The 23,413-nt window shown below is 28.7% G+C and carries 16 protein-coding genes; 1 reads left to right on the forward strand and 15 read right to left on the reverse strand.

Going from position 1 to position 23,413, the window contains the following annotated elements:
• Nucleotide 1: 1 nt before the first annotated feature.
• The 4 genes from KGF42_RS04250 to KGF42_RS04265 all read right to left on the reverse strand — a co-directional run bounded on the left by KGF42_RS04250 (nucleotide 2) and on the right by KGF42_RS04265 (nucleotide 6,828).
• On the reverse strand, nucleotides 2-1,873 hold the full coding sequence (locus KGF42_RS04250) for a beta-glucoside-specific PTS transporter subunit IIABC (protein WP_227825833.1): 1,872 nt from the start codon (nucleotides 1,871-1,873) through the stop codon (nucleotides 2-4).
• Nucleotides 1,863-2,723, reverse strand: a complete 861-nt coding sequence (locus KGF42_RS04255; protein WP_227825834.1) for a PRD domain-containing protein — start codon at nucleotides 2,721-2,723, stop codon at nucleotides 1,863-1,865. Before KGF42_RS04255 ends, KGF42_RS04250 begins: the two co-directional genes overlap by 11 nt.
• A gap of 885 nt (nucleotides 2,724-3,608) precedes the next feature.
• Nucleotides 3,609-5,558 (reverse strand): FAD-dependent oxidoreductase, encoded by a 1,950-nt coding sequence (locus tag KGF42_RS04260; protein ID WP_227825835.1) that lies wholly within the window; start codon nucleotides 5,556-5,558, stop codon nucleotides 3,609-3,611.
• The gene (locus KGF42_RS04265) at nucleotides 5,530-6,828 is read right to left on the reverse strand and encodes an OFA family MFS transporter (protein ID WP_227822228.1); all 1,299 of its coding nucleotides are present in this window, start codon (nucleotides 6,826-6,828) and stop codon (nucleotides 5,530-5,532) included. The genes KGF42_RS04260 and KGF42_RS04265 overlap by 29 nt, the downstream gene beginning before the upstream one ends.
• Before the next feature lie 246 nt (nucleotides 6,829-7,074).
• On the opposite strand from KGF42_RS04265, the gene KGF42_RS04270 reads away from it, so the two are divergent.
• A complete protein-coding gene (locus tag KGF42_RS04270; protein WP_227825836.1) occupies nucleotides 7,075-7,632 on the forward strand; it encodes a PadR family transcriptional regulator in 558 nt (185 codons plus the stop codon).
• 749 nt (nucleotides 7,633-8,381) lie between these two features.
• On the opposite strand, the gene KGF42_RS04275 is transcribed toward KGF42_RS04270, so the two are convergent.
• From KGF42_RS04275 to tnpB, 11 genes are all read right to left on the reverse strand, one after another.
• On the reverse strand, nucleotides 8,382-9,809 hold the full coding sequence (locus KGF42_RS04275; RefSeq protein WP_227825837.1) for a 6-phospho-beta-glucosidase: 1,428 nt from the start codon (nucleotides 9,807-9,809) through the stop codon (nucleotides 8,382-8,384).
• Nucleotides 9,810-9,866: 57 nt separating this feature from the next.
• A complete protein-coding gene (locus KGF42_RS04280) occupies nucleotides 9,867-11,795 on the reverse strand; it encodes a beta-glucoside-specific PTS transporter subunit IIABC (RefSeq protein WP_227825838.1) in 1,929 nt (642 codons plus the stop codon).
• A gap of 145 nt (nucleotides 11,796-11,940) precedes the next feature.
• On the reverse strand, nucleotides 11,941-12,783 hold the full coding sequence (licT, locus tag KGF42_RS04285) for a BglG family transcription antiterminator LicT (RefSeq protein WP_054275061.1): 843 nt from the start codon (nucleotides 12,781-12,783) through the stop codon (nucleotides 11,941-11,943).
• Nucleotides 12,784-13,099: 316 nt separating this feature from the next.
• Complete coding sequence (locus KGF42_RS04290) at nucleotides 13,100-14,500, reverse strand: PTS transporter subunit EIIC (protein WP_227823199.1); 1,401 nt, start codon at nucleotides 14,498-14,500, stop codon at nucleotides 13,100-13,102.
• A gap of 38 nt (nucleotides 14,501-14,538) precedes the next feature.
• Entirely contained in the window at nucleotides 14,539-15,210 is a 672-nt protein-coding gene (pgmB, locus tag KGF42_RS04295; RefSeq protein WP_227823200.1) for a beta-phosphoglucomutase, read from the reverse strand.
• Between the two features lies 1 nt (nucleotide 15,211).
• A complete protein-coding gene (locus tag KGF42_RS04300) occupies nucleotides 15,212-17,548 on the reverse strand; it encodes a glycosyl hydrolase family 65 protein (protein ID WP_227823201.1) in 2,337 nt (778 codons plus the stop codon).
• 25 nt (nucleotides 17,549-17,573) lie between these two features.
• Nucleotides 17,574-19,022, reverse strand: coding sequence for a family 1 glycosylhydrolase (locus KGF42_RS04305; protein ID WP_227823202.1), 1,449 nt, complete (start codon nucleotides 19,020-19,022; stop codon nucleotides 17,574-17,576).
• 294 nt (nucleotides 19,023-19,316) lie between these two features.
• Complete coding sequence (locus KGF42_RS04310; RefSeq protein ID WP_227823203.1) at nucleotides 19,317-20,204, reverse strand: AraC family transcriptional regulator; 888 nt, start codon at nucleotides 20,202-20,204, stop codon at nucleotides 19,317-19,319.
• Between the two features lie 99 nt (nucleotides 20,205-20,303).
• Nucleotides 20,304-20,753: a PTS sugar transporter subunit IIA gene (locus tag KGF42_RS04315; protein ID WP_054275069.1), complete on the reverse strand. Its 450-nt coding sequence runs from the start codon at nucleotides 20,751-20,753 to the stop codon at nucleotides 20,304-20,306.
• On the reverse strand, nucleotides 20,743-22,053 hold the full coding sequence (locus KGF42_RS04320; RefSeq protein WP_311315299.1) for a PRD domain-containing protein: 1,311 nt from the start codon (nucleotides 22,051-22,053) through the stop codon (nucleotides 20,743-20,745). The genes KGF42_RS04315 and KGF42_RS04320 overlap by 11 nt, the downstream gene beginning before the upstream one ends.
• Before the next feature lie 117 nt (nucleotides 22,054-22,170).
• Entirely contained in the window at nucleotides 22,171-23,289 is a 1,119-nt protein-coding gene (gene tnpB, locus KGF42_RS04325) for an IS200/IS605 family element RNA-guided endonuclease TnpB (protein ID WP_227825839.1), read from the reverse strand.
• Nucleotides 23,290-23,413 lie beyond the last annotated feature (124 nt).

Below are 23,413 nucleotides of genomic sequence, written 5' to 3' on the forward strand. Positions count from 1 at the left end.
TTTATACTATTACAGTTAATAATTCTTCTGATTCATCATTTGATGAGATTACATCTAAATAATCGCTAGTATTTGTAACTACAGTTATTATAGTTGAATCAAAACCTTCCTCTATAATTTTATCTGATTCAAATACTGCTAAAGCATCTCCTTTTTTAACCCTTTGATTTTGTGTTACAAGACTTTCAAAGAACTTTCCATCTAAGTTTACAGTATCTATCCCAATATGAATTAATATTTCCACTCCTTCATCAGTCACTATACCATATGCATGTTTAGTTGGAAATACTATAGTTATAGTTCCATCTACAGGAGATATAACAGTTGATTTTGATTCACTAGGTATAACTCCAACCCCTTTACCTAATGCTCCAGAGGAAAATGCTTTATCATTAACTTCCCCAAGTGCAATTACCTGACCTTTTGCAACATTTCCAATACTAATAGTTCTTGAATTATTCTCGTTGATTATTAGTTCTAATTCTTTTTCATTATCATCCTTAACTTCTTCTTTTTCATCTGAAGGTATTCCTAATAAGTAAGAAGCTACTGTTGCTACCACAAATGATACTACTACACCTATTATCATAAATGTAAAGTTAGATACCTCTCCTCCAACAAGATATGTTGGTAATGCAGCTAATCCCCAAACCATTCCATATGTTTTAACTTGTGCTAAGCCTGCTATTAAACCACCTATACCTCCACCTATCATTACTGCTACAAATGGTCTTCTATATTTCATAAACACACCAAACACTGAAGGCTCTGTAACTCCCATAAGTGCACTAAAGCTTACTGTCCCAAATAATTGCTTTTGTTCTTTATTTCTAGTTTTTAAGAAATACCCAAACATTGCACCACAAACTGCAATATCAGATATCGTTGCAGCACCCATAAAAATTGGGTCATACCCTAATGTTGTCACAGAATTTAAAGCTATAGGCATAGTAAAATTTGCCGCACCAAAAACTATTAAGAGTGGTTGTAAAGCCGCATATAATGCAACAACGCTCCAATTACCTAATGTATTAATTAAAAACATACATGCATAGTTTAGTCCATCACCAATCCACATACCAATAGGTCCAAATACAGTTAATGTAACTGATAGAGTTATTATTAAAGATAATACTGGAACTAAAAAATAGTGTAGTGCTTTAGGTAATATTTTTTTCAAACCTTCAATTATAATTCCCATTGCCCATACTCCTAAAAGTATTGGAATAAAACTGTTTGCATAAGTTGTAGCCTGTAAATTTATACCAAATAAACTTAATCCTTCTACACCATCTATTGATGAAGATAGTAATGTAACTGCTAACACTACTGCTATATAAGAATTTACATTAAGTCTTTTTGCTGATGCTATTGCAATTAATACTGGTAAGAAGTGAAATGTAGCACTTCTTAATGTATCTAATATTTGATATGTAGGACTATCACTCTGAAGTATACCAGACATATTTAAAAGTGCTAATATACTTGCAAGTATACCGGCTGCAAGTAGTACTTCAATTACTGAAGTCATAGTCTCTGAGACTACCACAAAGATGGAATTAAATATACCTTTGATACCTCTAATTTCCTTTTTTCTTTCACCTTTTACACTTGATTCACTTGAACTTAAACCTATCATAGACATAAACTCGTTATATACATCTACAACATGAGTACCTATTATAATTTGATAAGCAACATCATTAGAAACTACATCAATTACTCCTTTTAATTTTTTAATTTCTTCTGTTTGAGCAATGCTCCTATCATTTAAGTTAAGTCTTAAACGAGTAACACAATGTGCTACCGACTTTATATTTTCTTTTCCGCCTATAAGTTTTATTATATTTTCATTTAAATCTTTATACTTCATCTGATTTTGCCTCCAGTCTTTGAGTCACCCTATTTATATGCAACATTAAATAAGTTTCTTCACTTATAGATATGTCGACATTAAATTGTGATTTTATATATTTTCTTATCTTTTGAACACTTCCAAATGACTTTGGATAAAGTTGACTTACTTGTCTATATAAATCTATTGAATTATCTTCATCTGTTGAAGCTTCATCTGACATAATTCTTTGTATAAAATACTGTAGATGAGTGGTAAATCTCATATAACTTGTTGAAGTTTCATCTAGCTCTACATTAAAGTGATATTTTATTATCGAAACTATATCTCCTAAAGTTCTCAGTTCCACAACTGTGTCATCATGAGATTTTTTATTTACCTCCATATTTACAAAATGAAGTGCTATTGATACTGCTTCATCATCAGGAAGATTAATTCCCTTACTGTCACCAATTAATTTTAGTGCATGCATGCCAATTTCAAAGTGTTTTGGATAAAACCTTTTAACATTCCATACCAAAGGACTTTTTATAAATTGATTCTTTTCACATCTTTTAAGTAAAAACTCTAAATGGTCTAGTAAGGTTAAACTTAGATAATCACTTGATTTTATATTTAAAACTTTCTCACCATGTTCAATTATTTCATTAATAAGAACTATATCGTTAGAATCTGAGTTTTGTAGTAGATAACTAAAGTGTTCTAGCATATCGTATGAATCTAGTATATAGGTTCTCTCTATTTCATTTTCATTTATCACTTGTCCCACTCTTTTTTTAAAGCCAATTCCTTTGACAAATACAATAATTTCGTTTTTACCTCTTTTTACTAAGGCTACATTGTTATTTAAAATCTGAACTATTTTCATATATTCCTCCTTTCAATAAAAAGAACCCAAGCATATATGTATAGAGTATTCCTCTATTTTTCACATATATACTTGAGTTCTGCCTGCTAATCAGTAACATACTCAAAATTATGACTACGTCGCCATAATTAGAATTCTTTTTTGTTTAATTTTATATCCTATATCTTATACCATCTATGTAAATCTGTCAACGATTTCCTAAATATTTTTTAATTCTATAAGTATAGGCTCTTTTATACAATTACCTAATAAAGTTTAGATACTAAATTGATATTATTTTACTATCACTAATATTTATAACATTATCTGAATCATTAGCTATTTCAGCATTGTGAGTTATCATAACAAAATTTTTAAGTATCATAAATCATTTATCCAAATTATCTTTAAGGTAAATTGGTGGATACTTCACACCTTTTAATTCTTTATTGCTTCTTAAAAATTTATTATTATTTTCCATATCATAAATTTGTAACATTACTTTATTTACATATAGAACATAATAATTATCACTATAAAAATATTGATACTCCTTAATTTATTGTTTAAAACTTAATATAATGCACTAAAAAAAGGATATTATCTTTTTTATTAAAATATAACATCCCTCATATTTAGCATCAATATATATGCCCCAACTGGTAAGTTAAAAGACCACACTGTCAGTATTTTGCTTAATTTGAACCTCCTGAATTATAAAAGCTTTTTGATAGTTTAATTGCATTTTCTTTGTATCCATTGTCATTCATAACTTGAAATACAGCATCTTTAATATCTTCTGACTTATTTTATTTCATACAAAAAAAGAATGTCTCATGAACTAAAAAGTTCATTTTGAGACACTCCTTTTTTATAATAAAAGAATACTATCTACTTCTCTTTTAACTATATATCTAGCGCAGCATGATGCCCTTGGTATACTGCATTTGTTATTGTAGAAGCACGCACACAATCTCCAATTTGAGCTACATATGGAGCACAATCAAGTAAAGTATCTACCACTTCTCTTCTTGGTTTTTGTCCAAGTGCACATATTACCGAAGTTCCTGGAACATTTATTTTATTTCCAGATTTATTCATACATACTACACCTTCTGTTGTTACACTTAAACCTTTATGCTCTGTATATACATATATACCTTGTTTTTCTATTTCTTGTAGTAATATTGGACGATGTCTTATATTTGCATCTGGAGCAAGCTCTGCTCTCATCTCTACTAAGTGAACAGTCTTTCCTTCTTGAGCTAAGTGAATTGCAGCTTCACACCCTGCTAATCCCCCACCTAAAACTACTACTTCGTCAGTGACTTTTTCTTTTTCTAGGTAATAGTCATTAACTATTACTACATTTTCTCCATCAAGCCCCTCTATTGGCGGAACTAGAGGTTCAGACCCTACTGCTATAATTAATGCATCAACATTTTCATTTTCAACATATTCTTTTGTAACTGTTGTATTTAAACGTACTTCAACACCTAAATCTTTTGCTATTTTTCCAAAAGTATTTCCTAATTCATACATTTCGTACTTAAATGGAAGTGCTTGTTCTCCCTTTAAAATTCCACCTAATTCATTAGTCTTTTCACAAAGTATTACTTTATGTCCACGCTTTGCAGCTGTAATGGCTGCTTGCAATCCTCCTGGTCCACCACCTGCTATTAATACTTTTTTAGGTTTTAATACTGGAACAACTTCAGTTCCATCTAATTCACGTCCAATAAGTGGATTAACAGTGCAACGTCTTGTAGATGTGGTAGCACGTTCTGCCATACAAGTGAAACATCTTAGACATTTTACTATGTTTTCATCTTGATTACTCATAACTTTTCTTGGTAATTCGTGGTCAGCTAGTAATGCACGAGCCATATAAATAACATCTGCTTTTCCACTAGCAATTATCTCTTCCATCATTTCTGGGTCATTTAATGCTCCTATAGTAGCAACTGGAATACTTACATGTTTTTTAATTTCTTCTGCAAGGTATACATTACATCCATGCTCTAGGAACATAGAAGGGTGTGTTACTGCAAACCCTCTTTGGTATGTACCTGCTGATACATGAAGTAAATCTACTCTTGATTCCAATAATTTAGCAATTTCTATTCCATAATCTAAATCATACCCTCCCTCAAATAATTCAGAACCACTCATTCTAAACTCTATTGGGAATCCTGAACCTACTGCTTTACGAACACTATCTAAAACTTCTTTAGCAAAACGAACTCTGTTTTCTAAAGAACCACCATATTTGTCAGTTCTTTTGTTAAAGTAAGGTGATAAGAATTGATTGATTAACCATCCATGTCCACCATGAATCATAATCATCTCAAACCCTGCTCTCTTAGCCAATGCTGCAACATTTCCATACGACTCTACTATTTCAGCAATTATTTCTTCTGTAAGTTCTTTTATCTCTAATCCATCAGGACGAACACTAGGACTTACTCCCCATTGTGATAATCCTCGCTTCTTATCTTTGTCAACTAAATAAGTTCCTGAATATTGTCCTGAATGAGATAGCTCTACACTTGGTATTGCTCCATGACGACGAATTGCATCTGCTGTGTAAGTAAAACTTGCTAAAGAGTCAACTGTTTTTAAATCTAGATGATATGCATGTGAGCCATCTGTTTCTGGATGAACCATACATTCACTAATTGTAACTGCACCTGCTCCACCTCTTGCTCTTAATTCGTAAAAGGCTGTTGATTTTGAGCCAATTGTACAATCTGCTGTTATGTCTGTTCCCCCCATAGGTGCTGAAAACATTCTGTTTTTGAATGTTACATTTCCAATTTTAATTGGCTTACATAGATTTGGATATTTTCTTTCCATCTTTTATATCTCCCTTCATTAGATTTTCTATTTTTAAATTTTGTATTTTATTTATATATTTATATAAAAATGTTAACATAAAACCTATTAAAGCTATAATTATAGCTATAATGAAAGCCCTTTGATAATTGCCATCTGCAGCATATACATTTTTCATCACTGCAGGTCCAATATATCCTGCAAAAGCAAATCCAATAAACATGATTCCATAATTTACACTATTATTTTTAGGTCCAAATTTATCTACTGTAAATCCTGGGAAAATTCCCATAAATGAACCAAAGCATATACCTATAATTATTATTCCAATATAGAATGTTGCTACATCTCCTTCTCTTGAGAATAACAAACATAATAAACCAAAAATTGAAATAACTAATGCACCTGCTAAAGTATTTATTCTACCAATTTTATCTGAGATATATCCTGCAACAATACGACCTAATGTATTGAACAAGGCTAAAATTGAAACTACTATCGCTGCATCTGAACTTGTCATCCCAATCATATTTGTTGCTAGAGAAGATGCTAATGACACACACATTAATCCATAGAAAGCTCCGCAAGTTAATATTATAATCATTAGATAAAATATAGGTGTTGAAAGCATTTCTTTCCAATTCTTATTAATAACAACTCTTACTTTTCCCTTTTTCTCTGGTGGTACCCATCCTTCTGGTGTGAAATCTGCTGGACATTTTTTAATAAAGAAAGAAGAAACACATACAATTATAAGAAATACTAAACCTATTGATTTAAATGCAGAGGTTACTCCGTATTTATTAATTATCCAATTAGTAACTGGAGGCATTATTACTGAACTAAACCCATAAGCTGCTGTTGTTATACCACCAACTAATCCACTTTTATCTGGAAAAAATTTAATTGAATTACTTATTGTACATCCATAAACCATACCAACTCCAAGACCTGTTATTATCCCATATGATAAAATCAACATAGGCAATCCTTTTGAAAAACCTGCCAATATCATACCTATACCAAAAACTAATCCTCCTACAAATACAACCTTTTTAGGACCAAATTTATCATTTATCATTCCCCCTGTAATCATAGTAATAGGTCCAACTGAGTTTGTAACTGTAAATACAATTGCTAAACTAGCAGCTGTAAAAGTTGTTCCAGCAATACTATTTAAATATTCTGCCATAGGTGATGCAAATACACTCCACGCATATATTGAGCCAATACATAAATTGATGAAACAACTTGCAATTAATATAATCCATCTTTTTTGCGTTAAATTCATTACTCTCCTCCTCGATAAATTTATTAAATAGAATTTCTTAGTTAAGATTATCACAATTTTTTCTATATGTAAATACAAACATGTAAATATTTACATGTTTGTATTTACATAATTTTATTTTCATATATAATTTTATTTATTTTTATTACTCATAATTTACAAGTTCTTATTAAAACATAACTATATTAATTCAAATTAAATATATCGTGTTATAATAAGTATGTAATTAAAGAAAGAGGTGTATTTATGCGAACTTTAAAGTATGCAATTTTAGGATTGTTAAATAGAAATCCTATGACTGGTTATGATATCGTAAAAGAGTTCAATTTTCAATTAGCTGAGTTTTGGAATGCAAAGCATAGTCAAATATATCCTGAACTAAAAAAGTTGGTAAATGAAAAGCTTATTGTATATCATATTAAAATTAGTGGTGATGTATTAGAAAAAAAGTTATACACAATCACAGAAAAAGGTAAAGATGAGTTCTTGAAATGGCTTGAAAGGGATGAGCCAATGGAAAGAACCCCTAAGGATATTTTTCGTCTTAGAATGTACTTTTCTAATAATTTAGATATAGATACTAGACTTATTTTATTAGAGCATCAATTGCTTCAACACCAAGAAAGAATTGCGTTCTTGTACAGTCAAATGGAGCGTTATAGTGAAGTTCCTCCTCTTGATAGTAATGATTTTGGTGATTATATAGTTCTTGATGGAGCTATTATCAGGGAACAAGGTGCTATAAAATGGCTAACAAATTGTATTAACCATCATAAAAATTTGGCTAATACTACTTTGAAATAATAACTTGTTGATTTTAATAGTGTATTTAATTATAGACATTAAATTTATAAAAAGACTGTACACAACTTTGTCTTTGTATACAGTCTTCTATGGTTAATTATTCAAAATAGGTAATTATAATATTTAAAAAAGTTAATATAAAAGTTAAATATTTTTTATTAAGCTATTAATTTTATCTTCTTATTGACCTTCAAAATCACCTTTATATTTACAATCTTTCACAGGCAAATTATTATCTCTTCTCATATACAAGTCCAGTTGATGTCTTGTTACTAAATTTAATGGTAATCAAATTCTTTCCCAATAAGTATAAAAATTACTAATGTGTTATAATTTTCTTAACTACTAAATTTTTAATATGTCTGTTGCACAAGTTTTTCATAGGATTTTTAAACATCATAGTTTTCACACAATAAAAAAGACAAGCTTAAAACCTAAACTCGCCTTTTGCATCTTTTATTACAAGGTAAATTATATTATCTTCCTAACAATTCCCCTTTTAACAACTATCTTCATAAGTCTTACTATAATGTAAAGTACAATATAAAATAGTTCTATGTTAATTTTCTACAGTTAAATAATTTATAAATATATATCTTTTTTAATATATTAACTTACTCTTCTATTATTTTTAAATATTAAAGCTATATTGTTATAAATTTATAACAATATATTGATACATTTTGTATATTTTAATAGTGGATACAAATGAAAAATTATACTCACTATTAATTTTATATTCTTCTTATTTAATATAAATCTTCACCATTTGAAGCAATTACTTTCTTATACCATTCAAAACTCTTCTTTTTCGTTCTTCTCAAACTTCCATTACCACTATTATCTCTATCTACATATATAAATCCATAACGCTTTTCCATTTCTCCTGTGCTGGCACTTACTAAATCAATAGGTCCCCATGTAGTATAGCCTAATAAATCTACACCATCTATAGAAACTGCATCACGCATAGCTTTTATATGTTCTCTTAGATAATCTATTCTGTAATCATCATCTACATAACCATTTTCATCAGCTATATCTTTAGCACCTAATCCATTTTCTACAATAAATAGTGGCTTTTCATATCTATCATATACGTGATTTAATGTAATTCTTAAACCTAATGGGTCAATTGGCCATCCCCATTGACTGTATGAAAGATATGGATTTTTAGCAGATGTAAATATGTTTCCTTCAGCCATATCATCTGCATTTTCATCGGTTCTAACACAACGGCTATTGTAATATGAAAATGAAATAAAATCTACTGTATATTTATTCAATAATTCAATATCACCAGGTTCCATTTCTGGTGTAATACCTTTTTGCTCCATATACTTTAACGCATAGTTAGGATATTTACCTTTAGATTGTACATCCACAAAGAAGTAATTTTCTCTATCTAACTTTGTAGCTTCCCATACATCATTAGGGTTGCAACTATAAGGATATACACTTCCAGCTGCAAACATACATCCAATTAAGTTATTTGAATCAACTTCATGTGCTATTTTAGTTGCAATTGCACTAGCTACAAGTTCATGATGAGCAGCTTGATATTTTATCTTTTCAATATCTTCACCTTCTTCAAAGCAAATACCAGCACCCATAAATGGAGCATGTAAAATCATATTTATTTCATTAAAAGTTAGCCAATACTTCACTAATCCTTTATATCTTCTAAAGATAACATTGCATAATTTCTCATAGAAACCTATCATTTTACGATTACGCCATGCACCATACTTTTTAACTAAATGCATTGGACAATCAAAGTGTGTAATAGTGACTAATGGCTCTATTTTATATTTTTTACATTCCTTAAATATATTTTCATAAAATTGAATCCCCTTTTCATTTGGTGTTTCTTCATCACCTTTCGGAAATATTCGACTCCATGCAATGCTCATTCTATACACTTTAAATCCCATTTCAGCAAATAACTTTATATCTTCTTTATAATTATGGTACATATCAATACCAGTTTGAGCTGGATAATAATGTTCATCATCAAAATCAAACATTTTTAATTTTCCTGTAATAACTTCTGTTCTATCTTTTCCTGTTGGGCATACATCTACATTTGCTAATCCTCTTTCGTCTTCATTATATCCACCCTCACATTGATTGGCTGCAGTAGCTCCTCCCCATAGAAAATCTTTTTTAAAACCCATAGTTAAGCCTCCTAAATTATACTAAGCATTAAATTATGCTAATGCTTTAATTTTTTACTAAAATATAACTGTAATCAGATTATCCTCTAATTCAGCATTTTTGCTTTCTGTTTCTACTACATCTAAAAATTGCGATGAATTTGTAATAACGATTGGAGTTACAACACTATATCCTGACTCTTTTATTACATCAATATCAAAGTTTAATATCGTTTGACCTTTTGTAATTCTATCACCCTGCTTTATACATGCCTCAAAACCTCTTCCTTCTAACTGAATAGTATTTAATCCAATATGAATAAGCACTTCAACACCTACATCTGAAAGAATTCCTATAGCATGCAGACTTGGGAATAAAGTTGTAACTACTCCATCTACTGGAGCAACTACTTTTCCATCACTAGGTATTATCGCTACACCTTGACCCAGTACACCAGATGCAAATGCCGCATCCTCTATGTTACTTAAATTTAATACTTCACCTTTTATAGGACTTACTACTATTTCTCTTTCTAATTTAGTAGACTTGACTTCTTTTATTTCTTCTTTACCCTTATTTTTTACTTTTTTAGATTCTTCTACTTTCTCATTTTTATATAAAATCATAGTTAATACAAAAGCTACGACCATTGATATAGCTATACCAGAAAGAGCTACTATTAAGTTACCCATTCCCCCATCTGGTTCAATCATTGCTGGAAGTTCGAATATTCCCATACCTCCAGTTATAAACTTCCTAAGATTAAAGAATCCATAGAAAGCTCCTCCAATACCACTAGCAATACAACTTATTATAAATGGTCTCTTTAGAGGCAATAATATTCCATAAATTGCTGGCTCTGTAACTCCAAATACACCAGATATAAAGTTTGGTATTGCCATCTCTTTTAGTTTTTTATCTTTAGTCTTGAAGAATATTGCCAACACAACTGCCGAACTTGCAAATGTACAAGCAAAGAATGGCATCATAACATTATCATATCCTAAAGTCATAACATTGTTTATATATACAGGAATGAATCCCCAGTGCATACCAAAAATAACAAGAATTTGCCAAGTGAACCCTACTATAGCACCTGCTAATAGTGGACTAAAATCTCTTATCGAAATTACAATTTGTGAAATAAGTGTAGAACCAAATGTTGCTATAGGACCTATAACTATAAGTGCAACAGGCACTGTTACTAATAGTGTAAGCATTGGCACAAAGAAGAATTTAACTAAATCTGGAACAAACTTATTAAATAATTTCTCACACCTAGACGCAAAATACGCTATAAATATAATTGGTACGACCGTTCCAGTGTAATCAATTGATACAATTGGCAGTCCAAAGAAGTCAATATATACTGGAGATGCAAACATTGTTCCTTTAAATAAAGTGTAAATCACATCTGCACCTGCTGATATGCTGCTACCTTGTATAGCAGGATAACACATGGCAGCTCCTAGTGCTAATCCTAACATTGGCTTTAAACCAAATTTCTTAGCTGAAGTATATCCTAAAAATAAAGGAAGGAATGTAAATAATGCATCTCCAGCTGCATTTATTACCATATAACCACCAGATACATCACTATATAATCCCATTGCCACAAATAAAGCATTAAATCCTTTTAACATTCCACAGGCTGCCATTATTCCTAACACTGGCTGGAAAATCCCTGATATTATATCTATACTTTTATCTAGCATACTACTTGATTTTTTAGTTTCTGAATTTGTACTTGAATCATCTAAATCGATTATTTCAACTATATCTTTATATACAGCTTCAACATGATTTCCTATAACTACTTGATATTGTCCTCCACTTTTCATTACAGTAACAATACCTTCCATATTTTTTAATACGTTGTCATTTGCTATACTTTCATCTTTTAAAGTAAAACGTAATCTTGTAATACAATGTACTAATCCACTAATATTTTCTTTTCCACCAACATTTTTTACTATTTCTTGTGCTAATTGTTTGTATTTTCCCATTTTTCTCCTCCATATTTCGTTTAAATTAATTTTTTTGAAATTTGAAGGTTTGGCCAACTCAATGTTACCATCCAACCATAGGTATAATTTTGTTAGTATCACTCCTTTCAATAATTCTTAATATACTACTGAAAATTTATTTCGCTTACATATTTGAGTCTTTAACTACTTTAGCTAAATGTATTGTTAAATATATAAGTTCATCATCTGTTAATATGTAGTTATATTGCTTTTTAATAAAATTTTTAATTTTAACTACACATTCAAACTCTTTATTATATTTAGATTTAATAATGCTTAGTAATTCTTTATCTGTCTCACCTTCATGTGCACTATCTAAAAGCAATCTCTGTGCAAAAAACTTTAAATGCATTATAAATCTATAATAAAAGACTGATTCTTCATGAAATTCTATCCTAAAATGATACCTAACTATACTAAGTACTTCTTGTATTAACTTTGTAATATCAGATGCCAAAGTATGACCTTCACTTAACTGAGCATTAACTATATGAAAGGCTATAAATCCAGCCTCATCTTCAGGTAATTTTATACCTGTTTTGTTTTCAATAATATCTAGTGCTTTCATTCCAATTTCAAACTCTTCTTTATAAAACCTTTTAATTTCCCAAAGAATTGCATTTTTTACATTTATTCCTTCTTTCATTCTTTGAATTGCAGAATATGTATGGTCACTTAAGGATATGTAAATACTTTCATTTAGCTTCTTGTTTAACTTTATTTGTGCATATTCTATAATTTCACTTGATAATTTCATGTGCTCTATAGGAATATTATTGAGTAATTCTTGTAGCTTGTTTGATATTTCTTTATTTGATATTCTAAATACTTTATTTACTTTAGTTTTATCTATTAGATTGCCTTTTGATTTTTGATAACCAATTCCTTTACCCATGACGATAATTTCTTCATTATTATCATCTAATGTGATTACAACATTATTGTTTAATATCTTATTAATTATCATGATTATCCTCCTTTTAAGCATAAAAAAAGCTTATCCATAATAATGGGCATACCCCTTCCTAGGATACTGCTATTATTAATGAATAAGCTTAGCTTGTACTTAAACAATTACTACCTAATTCCAATTATTATGATAAAACATTAGACATACTTTGTCAACTTTTTCTTTCCATATATTTCATCAATCTTTTGTGTTGCTTTTTTGTCAGTTATAATAATTACTCTCATTATATTAGCTTATTTCCTTGCATCAATATAAATACAAAACAAGTTATAGTCAATAACAATAAAAATTCTATTAATGTAAATAGTTGATATTATACTCTCTCTACTACATTATCTGTACTTTCCTTAACATTTTTTTCAACTCCAAATATATATGTCATAATAAATGGAGCAACCAATGCTATAAACATCACTATAAGTCCATTTACTATATTTGAACTCCCTTTTTCTCCTGATAGTCCAAGTACTGCCATTATACTATTTTGTGGAACATATAAAGTTACATGAGTAATCCCTGCGAATAATCCTGCAATTCCTGCTCCTATAGATGCTAACATAGCAGGTTTTTTAAGTTTTAATGTAACTCCATAAAGAGCTGGTTCAGTTATACCCATAACAGCTGATATCCATGCAGCTGATGCTAATTGTTTCATCTTACTATCTTTACTTCTTAATGCTACAGCTAATGTAGCACCACCTTGTGCTAAATTAGCACAAACTTGAGATATTAATATTAGCGATTCTTGTCCTGTAGTTGCAAATGCTGATATGAATATAGGAGTCAATGCATGATGCATCCCTGTCATAACGATAAATGGCATTGCAGCTGCCAATAAACAAACCATTATAAATCCTAACCTTCCTTGTAGTAAGTTTATTATACTAGCTAATCCCTCTCCTAAGAAATTTCCTATTGGTCCAATTACTATTAATGCTATTGGTGCACTTATTAATAATACTAAAGTTGGATTTAAAATCGTTTTTAACATACTAGGTGTTAATTTATCAATGAATTTTTCTATATACGACATCATCCATACTGTTAAAAGTGCAGGGATAACAGATGCTGCATATATAACACCTTGAATTGGTACTCCTATAAATGATATAGGGTCCCCACTTGATACCCATGCAGAGAAATTTGGATGTAAAAACACACCTACTACTATAACTGCTATTGATGTATTAACATTAAATTTTTTAGCTGCATTTATTGCAAGTATTATAGGCATAAAGTAAAATGCTACATCTCCTATTATATCTAATACTCTATATGTACTTGAATTTGATGATAACCAATTAAAAGTGGTACAAAGAGATAATATAACTTTTATCATCCCAGATGCTGTAAGAGCTGGTATCATAGGTGTCATACAACCAGTTATTGTGTCTATTATATTATTTAAAATACTATTTTTTTTATTTTCATTTTTTATATCGCTTTTAATATCTCCTGTGGTATTTATCCCCTCATTTATTAGTGCATTAAATACAACTCCTACCTCATTACCTATTATGACCTGATATTGAGTTGAAGTTGAGTTTACTCCAACTACCTTATCTATAGATTTTAATTTATCTGCATTAACTTTCTTTTCATCTTTTAAGATGAACCTTAATCGTGTCATACAATGAGTCAAGTCAATTATATTATCCTTTCCTCCAAGCCCATCAATTATCAATAGAGCTACATCTTCATATTTATTCTTCATACCTTATCCTCTCTTTTAAAATAATTTTTAATATAATTTTAAGCCAAATTAATCTTTTTACTCCAAGCTTGTAATAGTGTATTGTAATTTAATAAACTAGTATCTTCTACAATATAGTCACATTTTCCTAGTACTTCTTTTTTACCCACACCAATTGATGTCATATTGGCAGCATTTATAGCTTTAATACCCGAATAAGAATCTTCTATCCCTACACAATCATATTGTTTTAAATTTAGCATCTTGCTCCCTTCAATAAAAATATCAGGATATGGTTTTCCCTTTTCTAATAGAGATGGATTTACTATACAATCAAATTCATCTTTTATTCCCAAAGATTCTAATATTCTAGGCGCATTCTTACTAGCAGATGCTATTCCCAATTTTACATTATTTTCTTTAAGTTCTTTTATAAGCTCATTTATCCCTGGTAATATATCTTTAGATGTTAATGAGTTTATTAACTTTATATAAATGTTATTTTTTTCTTCACACATCTTTAACTTTTCTTCTTTAGTATAACTATCTACTTTATTAGCAGATAACAATATTTTATCTAATGATTCTTCCCTGCTTATGCCTTTTAATTTCTCATTAAAAGTTTCATCTATTTCTATATCTAGCGATTTTGCCATCTCATGCCAAGCTTCAAAATGATACTTAGCAGTATCTGTTATAACTCCATCAAGGTCAAATAAGACTGCTCTCATATTAATTACTCCCTTTAAAACAATTATTAACTTCTATTACGTTCTTTGATAATTTTATTTCTTTATTATCGTGTAATATGGTTATATTCCTACCTTTGATTAACTTATAATAAGATTTATATTCTTCTATATTTACAGAAACTAAATTATCTCTAAATAATATATTAAATTTAATATTTTTCCAGTACTTAGGTATCCTTGGTTCAAAACTTAATTTATCATTTTTTATTTTCATTCCTGCAAATCCATATACTAAACTCATCCATGTTCCACCCATATTAGCAGCATGTATTCCATCACTTGTATTTTTTTGTAGGTTATTAATATCCATTAATGCTGTGTCCATAAAATAGTTATAAGCTTTTTCATGATTTCCAATTTCACTTGCCATCATTCCAAATATTGACCTTGACAAAGATGAATCATGAGTAGTTATTTTTTCATAGTATTCAAAATCTCTCTTCTTTTGTTCTAGGCTAAACTCATCAGGAAAAAGCAACGCTGAAAGTACAGTATCTGCTTGTTTATTTACTTGATATCTATATATTGTTAATGGATGATAATGGAGAAGTAATGGATAATTTTCTTTTGGTGTATTTTTAAAATCCCATACTGATTTTTCTAAAAATGAATCGTCTTGTCTGCTTATTTTCTTCTCTTCATCATATGGTAAATACATATTTTGAGCTGCATTTATCCAGTTCTTTACTTCATATTCTTGTAATTTAACTTTTCTAAACACTTTGTCAGAACATAAATTATGCTTAAATTTATCTACCATCTGTACTGCATATATTAAATTATATTTAGCCATTAAATTAGTGTAGTAATTATTGTTTACTATTGCTGTATATTCATCTGGTCCCGTTACTCCATTTATACAGAATTTATTATTTTTTGATTCTATATAATCTCCAAATTCAACCCAAAATCTTGCTGTTTCTATAAGAATTTCTAAGCCGTTTTGCATCATAAATTCTTCATCATTAGTTGCTTCAAAATACGTTCTAATCCCATAAGCTATATCTGCATTTATATGAAACTGTGCCGTTCCTGCTGGATAATATGCACTGCATTCATTACCATTTATAGTTCTCCATGAATATAAGCAACCCTTATTTATTCCAAGTTCTCTAGCTCTTTCTCTTGATGCATCTAAGATTGAATATCTATAATCTAATAAAGCTCTAGCAATGGATGGTTGAGTATATATAAAAAATGGTAATATGTACATCTCTGTATCCCAGAAATAGTGACCTTCATAGCCATCACCTGTAAGACCTTTAGCTGATATATTAGTCTTTCCATCTCTTCCTGCTGATTGATAAATATGAAATAAATTAGTTTTTATCCCCAGTTGAAGAGTTTTATCGCCTTCAATCTCTACATCAGAGGTTGTCCAAAACTCATTCATTTTCTCTCTCTGAATAGTTTTTACTTTATCAAATCCAATATTACATGCCTCTCTTAAAACCAATTCTAATGATTTTAAACGTTCTTCGCTTAAATTTAAATCAGAACATACTCTACTATATCCTACAACAATTTCTAAATTTAACCTTTCACCTTCTTTGGCATAAACTTCTATTTCTCGCTCAATACATTCCTCTGAAACATTATAAGTCTCATTTGTAATATTTCCACAAGTAATATATGAATCAAATCCACACCATAACCCTAATTTACTTGTTTCTGTAACCAAATTCATAAAATACTTATCGTTATATTTTTTTATATCAATTTTAAATTGCTTCTTATTTATAGATGCCACTCTTGGGTCATCTACTTTTTCACAATTAAACTTCTCCATACTATTTTCCATTTTATTTTTAAATTTTATTTTTCCATTAAAATTCAATGGCGTTATTGTATATGAAATCATCATTAATTCTTCTATATCTTGTGATACTAATCTTTCTATAGATACTTTAACTTTTTTACCACGAGAATTTTCCCATATAAATGAACGTTTAAGAATCCCTTCATTTAAATCTAATATCCTAGTATGTTCACTTGTAATACCTTTTGATAAATCAAAGTAATCTCCTTCAATAGAGAAATTTACTATATGAGCATTAGGTAATTTACAGATAGTCTGATTTTGTTTTGCATAGCCATAAGCACTTTCTCCATATGTAATTGGAGATGATTCATAAAATCCATTTACATATGTACCCATATTATCTACATACTCATTATTAAAACCAGACTCTTCAATATTCCCCCTAAGTCCTAAATGTCCATTAGCTAGTGTAAACAACGTTTCATTGGATTTTATTGTATCCTTATTAAACCCTTGCTCTATAAGCTGGTCCTTAGTATTAAATATTAAACTCATAATAACACTCCTTTCTTAAAATGAATTATGCATGAGTTTCCATATCATTAAATAAAATTTCTCCATCTGTTTCTATTACTTTTTTATACCAAAAAGCACTTTGTTTTTTAGTTCTTTTAAATGAGCCTCTTCCATAGTCATCAGAATCAACATGAATTATACCATATCGTTTTGTCATCTTTCCTTCACTTACACTTGTTACATCTATACATCCCCACATAAGATATCCTATAAGCTCTATCCCATCTTCATTTACTCCAAGAATCATATTTTTAATATGTTCTTTCATATAATCTATACGATAATCATCAATTATTTTTCCATCTTCATTTACAATATCTTGAGTACCCAGTCCATTTTCTACTATAAATAAAGGTAACTGATACCTTTCATATAACTGATTCATAGTTATTCTTAATCCTACAGGGTCGTTTTGCCATACACTATTTGATTTTGGAAGATATGGATTTTTTATGGTTTCTGGTCCATTTGTCTTTGATTTTTCTAAACCTTCAGCTCTAGCTGAACTACAAGCACTAGAATAATAGCTAAAAGATACAAAATCTACAGTATTATCCTTAAGTGTTGGTAAATCTTCCTCTTTTATTATTAATTTTATTTTATTTGATTTTAAATAATGATTCATAAAGTTTGGATATACACCCCTAACTTGAACATCAGAAAAAAACAAATTATGCCTTTCATGCTCTAAAGCTGCAAATACATCTTCTGGTTTACATGTATATGGATATGTTTTTCCAGCAGCTAACATACACCCAAACTTAAATTCTTTATTTATACACCTTCCTATTTCTATAGTTTTTGCATTAGCTAATAATTGATGGTGTGCTGCTTGATATTTTTTCTGAAGTTGATTTTCATCAGCTATAAAAGTTAATCCAGCACCTATATATGGAATATGCATTATCATATTCATTTCGTTAAAAGGAATCCAGTATTTGACATCATCTTTATATCTTTTCATCAAAATTTCAGCATATTTTACATATAAATTAACCACTCTTCTATCAGCCCACCCCGAATATTTTTCAACTAGAGAATAAGGTATATCAAAGTGGCTTATCGTTATTAATGGTTCTATATTATATTTTTTTAATTCTTTTATTATATTATCATAAAGTTGTAGTCCCTTTTCATTTGGTTCACTTTCTTCTCCTGTTGGGAATATTCTTGACCAAGATATAGAAAATCTAAAACATTTAAAACCTATTTCTGCTAACATTGCTATATCTTCTTTGTAATTTTCACAAAATTTAATCCCTATATGACTTGGATAGTATTGATTATTTTCATTTAAAATATTATCCTCATCTAAACATACATCTTTTAATCTCTTATCATTTAATGGGAGTTTATCAAATTGAGATAAACCTTTTCCTTCACCTAAATAAAATCCTTCACTTTGATTAGCTGAAATTGCCCCTCCCCATAAAAAATCTTTATCTAATTTCATACATCTACCTCTTTCACAGTATAAAGTTTTATAATTTCTATCTCATATCTAGTTATAAATTTTTTTCATAACTATACCTTTTGAATAATTCAATTTAAAAATCCAATTATACTTTTTACTCATTATAATTAATATTGTCTATTTTCAATACTTTCATATTAAATATCAATATTAAATATCTATGTATATAATTATATATATATCAAATACATTTTTATATCCTCATTATTGTTATCTTATTCTCATATATTGCTGTATATTTATATATAAAAGAAAGTGCCTCATGAACTAAGTTCATTTTGAGACACCCGCTTTTTTCTTCAAACTGTTATATCTTTTTTTAAATTCTAATGGAGAGACTCCAATTTTTTCTTTAAATACTCTGTAAAAAGTTTTTGTACTTCCAAAACCAACTTCTTCAACCAAATCTACAATGGATATATTGTTATTAAGTAATATCCACTTTGCTTTTTCTAATCTGTATTCATTTAAAAAGGTTATAAATGTTTTTCCTGTATTTTTCTTAAAAAATTTAGTAAAATAATATACACTAAATCCTACTTCATAAGATACATCTTCTAATTTTATAGGTTGTTTATAATTTTTTTCTACATACTTGAATATATCGTTTAATCGCTCTAGTATCTCTTTAGAGTTTATTTCATATTCTACTGTATTTTCTTCAATTTCTCTAGGAATCTGTCTATATAATATAGGAATTAAATTATACATTTTACCTTTTATTGCATAACTATATCCTTCTATTTTATATAGGTCTTCATTGTATATATCTATCAATATATCGAAAACTGACTTTCTTATTTTTGCTGACCAATCTCTACTACATTTTTTTATACTACTAAATAAATTAATTAAGCTTTCTTTTTCTTCATTTAATAAAATTAAATCATTAAAAAAAGATATGTCAAATTGAAATACTAATCTTTCACTTCCTGGTGATGGCAGTATATAATGAATATCTCCTCCTTTTATTATCACTATCTCGCCTTTTTTTAGTTGCATAGGCTTATCATTTATAAATAGATTTACTACACCTTCTGTTATAAGTAATATTTCTATTTCCTTATGCCAGTGTGGTGTTGTTAATACTTCTCCTTCATTTGATAGACTACGAAAAGGAAATTCGTATATTAATTTAGGCATTTCTAAATATATTGCCATAGATATCTTCCCCTTTCTAGTGTCTAAAAATTAATCTATACTATCTAAAAGAATACACACCTTATTTTAAAAACCTCAAATTTATAATTTATACAATACCTACACTTCATAAAATATATCTAATATTTCTTTTTTTGTATGTGCATTTAAAAGTCTTTCACTTATATCTTTACCACCTAAAATGTAAGCTATTTTAGATATTAATATCATATCTTCATTGCCTCCAGATTGTGGCATAGCAAACATAATTACTACCTTTACAGGTAAGCCATCTATACTTGGCCAATCTACACCTTTTTTAGATTTACCTATTACTACGGATGCTTTCTTTACATATTTTGTTTTTCCATGTGGCATGGCCATTTGATAACCTATACTAGTAGAACCTATTTTCTCTCTACGCTTTAGTGCCTTTATAAACTTACTTTTTAAAGTTATACTTCCTGTATCGTATAATTTATCTACTAATTCTTGTATTATGCCTTCTTTTGTAGTTGATTTTAAATCTAAAATAACACTTTCTTCGCTTAATATTTCTCTAATTTCCATTTATTTTCTCCAGTACATTATTGTCAAATAATATTTTAATATCCTCTTTTCTTTTACAATCTATTATATAGTTTATATAGTTCTTTTGACTATACAGATTTGATATTTCCATTAAAATATTCTTTAAAAAACTCTGATTACTAGTTTCTAAATAAATATCAAGCGTTCCATTAACATTATTGATATTCATTATCCCCTTATTTAATTTACTTTGATTATGTATATATATATTTAAATCTTTTCCTAATGAAATAGACTTATATTTACTACCTAAATTCACACCTATTAAACTTTCCATCTGCATTACATCAAAATTAAAATATATATTATCTTTTAAATACATTCCTAATAAGTTTGTATCTAAGGTCATACTTTTCTTAAATTTAGAAAGTAAAGCATTTTTTATATTATTAATATCACTTTCCATTAATAGTACTGATACAACTATATGTAATTTGTCTTTCAAGTCTAAATTTACAGTAGATATTACAAAGTCTACATCATCTAAATTTCGCTTACTCAACTGATGCATAGGAATTATATCAACTATAGTCCATTCAGGAAATTCTCTTTTTAATCTAGCTGCAAGGAGCTGAGATGTTCCATATCCTGTATGGCAAACTACTATTGCTCTTTTACTACTCATATTTCTTTCTATTGCTGCTTGAAAATATGTAGCAAGATACGAAACTTCATCTATACTAATATTCTTCAGACTATCATACTCTGGCATAATCTTTATAGTCATCATACATAATCCCAGCACATCTGAAAATCGCTCTTGTATCTCTCCTAATAATGGGTTTTTTATTTGAATATCATATCTTAATCTGTTTAACATAGGCCTTACATGAGATGCTAGACTTCTTTGTAGTAAATCATCATTTTTGAGATTTATATTTAAAAATTGTGACATATTCTCTATCATTATAGATGATACCTTTTCACTTTCACTTAATATATCTGATTCATCATTGTAACTACTACTACTTTCGCCACTAAATCCCGATGATACTAAAAAAATATATATGTACATAATTTCATCTTTCGTTATTTTTACTCTGTATCTATTTTCTATTTTACCTATAAGTGTAGTGACATTTTGATATACTAACTCGTCCAAATTATCTACAGAAACTTCTCTTTCTTCCTGAGACTCTATTTGATTACCTTCTTCGATTCTCTTTAAACATATAAGTATATGGGTAATTAAATTTATATAGTAGGGTTGACTTATAGTGTATCCTAAATTATGTTCTAACTCTGTAATTATAGTTTCTACAAATATAATAGAATCAATCTGAACCTCCCATGACTAAAGTCACAGGGTTCCTGCTTCATAGAATTTTGCATACTAAAATATGTCTTACTAATTCTCCACAGGCCATCCCCGTAGTTCCTACGGTTCTTATATAAGTTATTTATTTTGAATTGTTATTAGTCTTAATCCTTCTTTTAATATATTTATACTTGCATTTATATCTCTATCGTGAGTTTCATTACAACTAGGACAAATCCATTCTCTTATATTTAAGTCCTTAACTTCCTCGTTTTTATACCCACATTTATTGCATATTTGTGAACTTGCAAAGAATTTACCTACCTTTACAATTTGTCTACCATACCAATTAGCCTTGTATTCTAATTGACGAATAAACTCTGACCATGACACATCAGAAATTAAGCGAGATAGTTTACGATTTCTAATCATATTCTTTACTTGTAAATCTTCTATGCAAATAATATCGTTCTCTTTTATTAGTTTAGTAGATAGTTTTTGTAGAAAATCATTTCTTTGATTAGCTATATGTTCTTGAAGTCTTGCAACTTTTAATCTTGCTTTATTTCTATTTAAACTACCGATTGTTTTTCTCGATAATTCTCTTTGTAATTTAGCAAGTTTGCTTAATGACTTCTTAAGATACTTAGGATTTTCTATAAATTCTCCACAACTTGAGATACAAAATTCTTTAATTCCTAAATCTAAACCTATCTGATTATTAGTATTTTCAAATGCTTCAATATCTACATCAGTACAGCATAATGATACATAATATCTACCACTTGGTTCTTTAGATATAGTGGCATTAAGTATTCTACCTTGAGGTACTTGTTTATCCCTTACTTTAACCATACCAAGTTTAGGTAGTTTTATATGTTGACCACAATACATAATGTTTCCATTTGTAAAGTTAGTTTTATATGAAAATCTATTAGTTTTCTTTGATTTAAATTTAGGAAATCCTGCCTTTTCTTTAAAGAATTTTTCATATGCGTTTTCTAAATCTTTTAAAGCGTTTTGTAGTGAAAATTTGTCAGGTTCTTTAAGCCACTTTAATTCTTTTTTTAAATTGGTTAAATCAGAACTACACTGTTTATAAGTAAAAGTTTCTTTATCGTTTTTATAAACATCTATTCTTTTAGCAAGATACTTATTATATACAAATCTACAACATCCAAAAGTTTTGTTAATTAACTCTTGCTGTTTTTTATTTGGATACATTCTAAACTTATAAGCTTTTTCCACTGCTATCACCTCACTTTAATTGTTTTTTGATACACTTTTTAATGATTTTATCATATTTAATATATTATGCTGTGGTGAACAATTTATTAATCACCTATCATAATATTAACAAATGTAATTATTTAAAACAATT

Source organism: Clostridioides sp. ZZV15-6383 (assembly GCF_020657735.1).
In the GTDB taxonomy this organism is placed as follows: domain Bacteria; phylum Bacillota; class Clostridia; order Peptostreptococcales; family Peptostreptococcaceae; genus Clostridioides; species Clostridioides difficile_D.

What these genes read in the sequence shown, in the direction of transcription:
- KGF42_RS04250 (WP_227825833.1), bottom strand. Translation starts at nt 1,873, where the DNA reads ATGAAGTATAAAGATTTAAATGAAAATATAATAAAACTTATAGGCGGA.
- KGF42_RS04255 (WP_227825834.1), bottom strand. Translation starts at nt 2,723, where the DNA reads ATGAAAATAGTTCAGATTTTAAATAACAATGTAGCCTTAGTAAAAAGA.
- KGF42_RS04260 (WP_227825835.1), bottom strand. Translation starts at nt 5,558, where the DNA reads ATGGAAAGAAAATATCCAAATCTATGTAAGCCAATTAAAATTGGAAAT.
- KGF42_RS04265 (WP_227822228.1), bottom strand. Translation starts at nt 6,828, where the DNA reads ATGAATTTAACGCAAAAAAGATGGATTATATTAATTGCAAGTTGTTTC.
- KGF42_RS04270 (WP_227825836.1), top strand. Translation starts at nt 7,075, where the DNA reads ATGCGAACTTTAAAGTATGCAATTTTAGGATTGTTAAATAGAAATCCT.
- KGF42_RS04275 (WP_227825837.1), bottom strand. Translation starts at nt 9,809, where the DNA reads ATGGGTTTTAAAAAAGATTTTCTATGGGGAGGAGCTACTGCAGCCAAT.
- KGF42_RS04280 (WP_227825838.1), bottom strand. Translation starts at nt 11,795, where the DNA reads ATGGGAAAATACAAACAATTAGCACAAGAAATAGTAAAAAATGTTGGT.
- licT (WP_054275061.1), bottom strand. Translation starts at nt 12,783, where the DNA reads ATGATAATTAATAAGATATTAAACAATAATGTTGTAATCACATTAGAT.
- KGF42_RS04290 (WP_227823199.1), bottom strand. Translation starts at nt 14,500, where the DNA reads ATGAAGAATAAATATGAAGATGTAGCTCTATTGATAATTGATGGGCTT.
- pgmB (WP_227823200.1), bottom strand. Translation starts at nt 15,210, where the DNA reads ATGAGAGCAGTCTTATTTGACCTTGATGGAGTTATAACAGATACTGCT.
- KGF42_RS04300 (WP_227823201.1), bottom strand. Translation starts at nt 17,548, where the DNA reads ATGAGTTTAATATTTAATACTAAGGACCAGCTTATAGAGCAAGGGTTT.
- KGF42_RS04305 (WP_227823202.1), bottom strand. Translation starts at nt 19,022, where the DNA reads ATGAAATTAGATAAAGATTTTTTATGGGGAGGGGCAATTTCAGCTAAT.
- KGF42_RS04310 (WP_227823203.1), bottom strand. Translation starts at nt 20,204, where the DNA reads ATGGCAATATATTTAGAAATGCCTAAATTAATATACGAATTTCCTTTT.
- KGF42_RS04315 (WP_054275069.1), bottom strand. Translation starts at nt 20,753, where the DNA reads ATGGAAATTAGAGAAATATTAAGCGAAGAAAGTGTTATTTTAGATTTA.